Origin of the sequence: Burkholderia sp. E168m23, from assembly GCF_016586125.1 — a bacterium.
Classification (GTDB): domain Bacteria; phylum Pseudomonadota; class Gammaproteobacteria; order Burkholderiales; family Burkholderiaceae; genus Burkholderia; species Burkholderia orbicola.
The window spans coordinates 1-5,735 of record NZ_BCPP01000435.1 but is presented as its reverse complement, the minus strand read 5'-3'; the positions used below and the strand labels follow the sequence as shown (position 1 = coordinate 5,735).

The following is a 5,735-nucleotide window of genomic DNA, read 5'->3' as shown; positions in this document are numbered from 1 at the left end:
GGAGTGGACGCGTACGCGCCCGGGCCACGCGGACTGCCTTCACTTCGCCGACGCAGGCTTTCACGCTGCCGACGACGGGCTTGCACGTGTCATCGGCGGTAGCAACTTCTTACCACGTGAAATTTCGGGGGCTCGTACGATCGACTTGCCGTTTCCAAGGGAGAACAACATGAAATCCATCGTGTTATCCGCCGTCATGGTGGGCGCACTGTCGAGCGTGATGCTCACCGGCTGCGTCGCCTACCCTGGCCCGGCCGAAGTCACGATCGGCTGGCATGGCGATCGTTACTGGGACGGAAATCGCTACTGGGAGCGCCGCGACTGGGAAGCCCGGCATGCCGGCCCGCGTGACGACCGCCGCGACGATCGACGGGACGACTACCGGGACGACCGCCGCGACGAACCCCGGCCGCAGTGGTGATGCCGCTGCGCACCCTTGATCCATCATTGAACGACAGGACCTCGACATGAAGACGCTACTGAAAACCCTCACCGCCGCCGCCGTGGCCGCTGCCGTGCTCGTGCCGGCCATCGCCGAAGCGCATCCGCACCGCGTGTGTCACTTCGAGCATCACCATCACCGGGTGTGCCACTGGGTGCGTTGAGCATCGCGCGGCAGATGCGGGAAAGCGCCGGCACGCCGGCGCTTTTTCGTTTTGGCGGCTCGAATTGCGCGGGTGCCGCCGTATCGGGATTCACGCGCACGGCGTCGCGAGCGTCAGGCCGGTGCTGGTCGAAGCCAATCCTGCTTTCGCGAACGCGCCGCGCCATCCGTTCCCCGGATGGCGCGCCACGCGGATGGATGTGGCCCGGGCATCGCCCTCGATATCAATAGATGAACAACCGGATCGTCGCCGTCGCGTCGAACCGGCCGATCTTCGGCGGCCCGAACGACTTCAGCACCGCGTCCATCAATACGCTCTGGTTCATGACGTTGGACGGGAATTGCGCGAGGTTGAACTGTTCGTTGAACGGAATCGCCTTGCCCTGGCTGTCCTCGATGCCGATACCGAAATTGCTGTCCTTCGCGGGAACCAGCAAGCCGTTCTGAACCGGATAGCTCGTTTCGAAGTACCCGTCCACCCGCACCGCGACGTTGCACTTCTTGGTCAGCGACAGCGAAAAGCGCTTGCGCGGCACCGCCGGCAGGAAGCCGTTGCCGACCGCCTGCACCTGCCCGAAATTGACGATGCCCGGTTCGGGCGTCACGAGCACGTCGACGAAGCACGGCGTCGGCTTGAGGTTGCGCAGGCCGCTCAGGCGGTACTGGAAGCTCGTGCCGAACGCATTCAGCCCGAACTCGCCGTCGAACTGGAACACCGTATAGATATCGCTCGGCGGCTGGACCCAGTTGCCTCTTTTGCGCACGACGACCTGATAGTCGATGCTGATGCTTGTCCGCTGGCAACGCCCGCGGTCGAAGTCGTACCTGCTGCACGGCGGCACCGAATATCCGGTAAACACCCCGCCGCCGCGATTGCTGGTCTTGTCGAAATAATCGACGCCCTTGTAGCGGATGCCGATCTCGAGCCCCCATGCGGCCGGGTCCGTGCGATTCGGATTCGCGTAGAAGTAAATGTTGTCGACGACCTTCAGGCTGCCGGCATCACCCAGATCCTTGTAGCAATACCCCGACGTCGTGCGTACCGGCGACACCCAGATCACATAGCCGTCCGGCGCGTCGGTCGGATACGACGCCACGCCGCCGATCGGCTCGGTCAACGAGGTCGCGCCGCTGTTGGTCAGGCAGCGCAGCGCCCATGCGGGCTGCACCGCCGCGATCAGCACCGCGAGCACGACCCAGCGCAGCCACGCCGCGAGCGGCGACACGCGTTGTCTCGCGACCCCGCTCATTTCTTCACGCTCTTGCACGCACCGGCCTCGCACGCATACTCGACCGCCACCTGGCCGCCGTAGTCGTCGATATGCGTGACGAACAGCGTCGACGGCGTCGCGGCCTTGAACGGCACGTCGGCCGTGCTCATCGGGCTCACCATGACCGGCTCGATCGGCACCGGCGTCTTCTGCGCGCCCGCGCTCACGTCGACCACCGTCACGTGGTAAGGCGTCGGATTGTCGAACACCAGCTTGTGCGCGGCCGCATCCACCCGCAGCGTCATCGGCAGCGTCCAATCCTCGTCGCGCGCGGGCTGCACGGCCTTCGGCCGGTAGAACAGCTTCATCTGCGTGTGCAGCGCGATCTGCAGCGTGTTCGGCGTGTCGGTCTTCGGCGGCACTTCGCGGATGTTCAGGTAGAACACCGTTTCGCGATCGGCCGGCAGTTGCGTACCGGGCAGCTTCGCGATCCGCAGCACGTTGCGCTCGTTCGCCTCGACCCGCTGCAGCGGCGGCACGACCATCAGCGGCGACGTGATCTTGTTGCCGTTCGCATCTTCGAGCCACGACTGCACGAGATACGGATACGTCGTGCTCTTGTTGGTGATCGTCACGATCGCGGCCTGTTCGCCCTCGTTGAAGATCACGCGCGTGCGATCGGGCACGATCGCCGCATGGGCGGCGCCGGCAAGCAGCGCGCCGGCGGTGGCGAACGCACACAGCGCGCGCCGCGGGAGGGAAAGGGAAAAGGAATGCTTCATCGCTGGGTCCGTGAAATCATCGTTCGCCCCGCGCGGCCGCTGCATGCGACTCGCCGGGCGGCTGGCACGTCACCGGGATCGACGTGCCTTCGAGTTGAAGCTGGTTCGGCAATGCGTCGATCGTGCAGAGCGTCCGTTCGCCCGCCCGCACCGCCAGCGTGGATTTCGGCTGAACCTGAGTCAGGAACGCCGCACCGCCCTCGCCGACGATGCCGAGTTCCTTGCCGTTCGCCGCGTCCTGCACCGACGCCCCGAACGGCAGCGGCTTGCCGGCCGCATCGGTCAGCGTCAGGTACAGGTTGCTGCCGCGCGCGGCGGAAAACTTCACGAAGCCGATCGCGCCGTCGGTCAGCACCATGCGCTGGATCGGGTTCGTCACCTGCACTTCGAGCGGCAGCTTCTCGACGTTGACGGTCGCGTCGTACACGTTGTACGGCGAGATACCGTCGAGCACCGCGTAGCCGCGCGAATCGGTATGCGTGAGCGTGCCGGACAGCGGCACGTCGGGCACGCCGTCGGTCGACACCAGCAACCGTGTATCGCCCGCATTGCCGTTCGCGTGCGCGGACACGCCGTACTGCGTCGCGACGAACGAGCCGTCGACTTCGAGCGACGCGGCCGCATACGCATTGGCGAGCGTCGACGCCTGCGCGTTGAGCTGGTACGCCGACGTGCGCTGGCGGAAGCTCGCGTTCGCCGACGCGCGGCCGTCGGTCGCGCCCGCGTTGACCTGGTAGGTACGGCCGGCCGAATCGTCGTAGATGTAGCCGGCGTTCGCGCTGGTGCTACCGCTGCCCGTCGTCAGGTTCGACGTGACGGTGTGACGGCCGCCGATCGGCAGCGTCGCGGTGACCGAGAACTGGTTGCCGCTCGCGCCCGCGCTCTGCGTGCGGAATGCCGACACGCTCACGTTCAGGTTGCGCAGCGTGCCGATCGAGAACGCGCGCGTGAGCGTCAGGCCGACCCGCTGCTCGGACGAACGCGCCCAGTAGGTCGTCTGGTCGTACGAGAAATAGGTCGACGTGTCGCCGAAGCGCTTCGACAGCGTCGCCGAATAGCGCTGCTTGCTGTTGGCGAGGCCGTATGACGTCGGGTCGCCGGAGAACTGCGCGAAGTTCGTATATTCGCGCTCGGAGAAGCGGTAGCCGAAGAAGCGCACGTCGGCATCAAGCCCGTCGAAGTGCTTCGAATAGTTGATGCGGTACGAGTTGCCGTTGCGCGTCGCGCCGCTCCACCACAGCTTCGCCCGCGCGTGCGTCACGTCGGCCGACACCGCGCCGAACGCGCCGAAATCGCGGCCGACGCCGAGTGCGACCGACGTGTAGCCCGACGCGGCGATGAAGCCGCCATAGGCCGTGATGTCGAACGGCAGGCCGTACGCGATTTCGCCGAAGCCGAAGAAGGGCGTAATGCCGCCGCCACCGAACAGGCGCGGCTTGCCGACCGCCGCCTTGTAGCGCAACTGGCCGGTACGCGCGAGGAACGGCACGGCGGCCGTCGTCACCTGGAAGCGCTGCACGCTGCCGTCTTCTTCCTCGACCGCCACGTCGAGCGTGCCCTGCACGCTCGTGTTGATGTTCTGCAGCGCGAACGCGCCCGGCGACACGCGCGTCACGTACAGCACGCGGCCGGCCTGCGACACGGTCACGGTCGCGTTGGTGCGCGCGACGCCCGAGATCAGCGGCGCATAGCCGCGCAGCGACGGCGGCAGCATGCGGTCGTCGCTGCGGATCGACGCGCCCGTCAGCGCGAACGTATCGAAGATGTCGGAGGTCAGGTAGTCGTCGCCGAACGTCACCGTCGACTGGATCGACGGCAGCGCGCGAAACGCATAAAGCCGGCTGAAGCGGAACGTGCGATCCGCGTACGCCGTATTGCCCACGTTCGATTGCGCCTGGTAGTCGCCGCGAAAACGCCACGCATCCCAGTTCGCGCCAATCGTCCCGTAGGCCTGGATCGAATTCGTCTGCCCGCCGCCCGCCCCGAAGTTGCGGTTCGTGTTCGCGATCACGCGATAGTCGAGCATCGCGCCCGGAATGCCTTCGGACCACCGCGACGGCGGCAGGTAGGTCGAATCGGTGAACTCGAGCGCGGCCTGCGGAATCGTAATCTTGAGCCGCCCGTCGCTTTTCAGGTAACGCACGGTCGCGCCCTCGATCGCGCCGAGATCGACGCACCGCCCGCCCTGGAAGCGCGGCAGGTCCTTCGCGAGCGACGGCTTCAGCCCGAACTGGGCGACGAGTTCCGGCCGCAGGCACGGCTTGCCCGCGCCCGATGCATCGAGCGCAATGAACTCGATCGCTTGCAGCCCGTAGAACAGGTCGTTGACCTGCACGTCGAGCATGTACTCGCCGGGCAACGTGAAGTCCGGCTGCGAGAACTGCGACAGGTCGACGTTGCTCGTTCCGTCGATGTCGAGGAACGACGAATTGAATTCCGTCGCCTGGCTCTGGCTGCCGACGACCAGCACGGAGACGCAAAGGAAGGAATGTCTGATTCGCACGCGGCGCTACCGGGAGTCCAGGGAGAAGGAAACGGGAGGAAAGAGGCAGGAGGAAGGGATGCACGCATCCCTCCTCCGGTACGGACGCTTACTGGTAGCGGACCGTGAAGTTCGCGACGCCGTCGGCGGTACCCGGCGTCACGCCGGCTGCCGTCGCTTCGTACATCGCGGCGAAGCGCGCGGTGTTCGTGCCGTTCTGCAGCAGCGTCGGGGCCTTCTGCTCGGCGCCGTTGTCGAGGTATTCGCCCGACGCGGCTTGCAGGCGGATGCCGACGTTGGTGGCCGAACCGATCGTGGCGAGCAGCTTCGGCTGGCCGGCGCTCGACGTGCCCGTGAACGTGAAGTACGCGTTCTGCGCGATGCTGGTGTCGCAGTCGGTCAGCTTGATGTCGAACGACACCGGGTCCGACTTGTCGCCGGCTTGCTTGAACTTGTTGGTCGGCACCTTGCCGAGCTGCACGGTCTGGTTGACCGAGTTCGAGTCGATGCCGCATGCGCCCGCGACGATTTCGCCCGTGAAGTTGATCGTGCCGGTGCCCGCTGCGAAGGCCGAGGTGGACAGGGCCGCGAGTGCGACGGCGGACAGGATGGATTTTTTCATGACGTTTCCCGTAAGGAGTGCGATTGGAATGGAC

6 protein-coding genes are annotated in these 5,735 nt (G+C 66.0%); 2 read left to right on the top strand and 4 right to left on the bottom strand.

Annotated elements, in window-relative coordinates:
• Positions 1-169 precede the first annotated feature (169 nt).
• Complete coding sequence (locus JMF90_RS21300) at positions 170-421, top strand: hypothetical protein (protein ID WP_054927802.1); 252 nt, start codon at positions 170-172, stop codon at positions 419-421.
• Positions 422-467: 46 nt separating this feature from the next.
• Positions 468-605, top strand: coding sequence for an HHHH-motif protein (locus tag JMF90_RS21295; protein WP_011545368.1), 138 nt, complete (start codon positions 468-470; stop codon positions 603-605).
• A 223-nt stretch (positions 606-828) separates the two neighbouring features.
• Here JMF90_RS21295 and JMF90_RS21290 read toward each other — a convergent pair whose 3' ends face one another.
• The 4 genes from JMF90_RS21290 to JMF90_RS21275 all read right to left on the bottom strand — a co-directional run bounded on the left by JMF90_RS21290 (position 829) and on the right by JMF90_RS21275 (position 5,701).
• Positions 829-1,854 (bottom strand): fimbrial protein, encoded by a 1,026-nt coding sequence (locus JMF90_RS21290; protein ID WP_027812955.1) that lies wholly within the window; start codon positions 1,852-1,854, stop codon positions 829-831.
• A complete protein-coding gene (locus JMF90_RS21285) occupies positions 1,851-2,597 on the bottom strand; it encodes a molecular chaperone (RefSeq protein WP_054927817.1) in 747 nt (248 codons plus the stop codon). The genes JMF90_RS21290 and JMF90_RS21285 overlap by 4 nt, the downstream gene beginning before the upstream one ends.
• Positions 2,598-2,613: 16 nt before the next feature.
• Positions 2,614-5,067, bottom strand: a complete 2,454-nt coding sequence (locus JMF90_RS21280) for a fimbria/pilus outer membrane usher protein (protein ID WP_201316927.1) — start codon at positions 5,065-5,067, stop codon at positions 2,614-2,616.
• 121 nt (positions 5,068-5,188) lie between these two features.
• The gene (locus JMF90_RS21275; RefSeq protein ID WP_011545365.1) at positions 5,189-5,701 is read right to left on the bottom strand and encodes a fimbrial protein; all 513 of its coding nucleotides are present in this window, start codon (positions 5,699-5,701) and stop codon (positions 5,189-5,191) included.
• Positions 5,702-5,735 lie beyond the last annotated feature (34 nt).

Excerpts from the sequence above, each read along its gene's own strand:
- JMF90_RS21290 (WP_027812955.1), bottom strand. The coding sequence starts at position 1,854 with ATGAGCGGGGTCGCGAGACAACGCGTGTCGCCGCTCGCGGCGTGGCTG.
- JMF90_RS21295 (WP_011545368.1), top strand. The coding sequence starts at position 468 with ATGAAGACGCTACTGAAAACCCTCACCGCCGCCGCCGTGGCCGCTGCC.
- JMF90_RS21300 (WP_054927802.1), top strand. The coding sequence starts at position 170 with ATGAAATCCATCGTGTTATCCGCCGTCATGGTGGGCGCACTGTCGAGC.
- JMF90_RS21275 (WP_011545365.1), bottom strand. The coding sequence starts at position 5,701 with ATGAAAAAATCCATCCTGTCCGCCGTCGCACTCGCGGCCCTGTCCACC.
- JMF90_RS21285 (WP_054927817.1), bottom strand. The coding sequence starts at position 2,597 with ATGAAGCATTCCTTTTCCCTTTCCCTCCCGCGGCGCGCGCTGTGTGCG.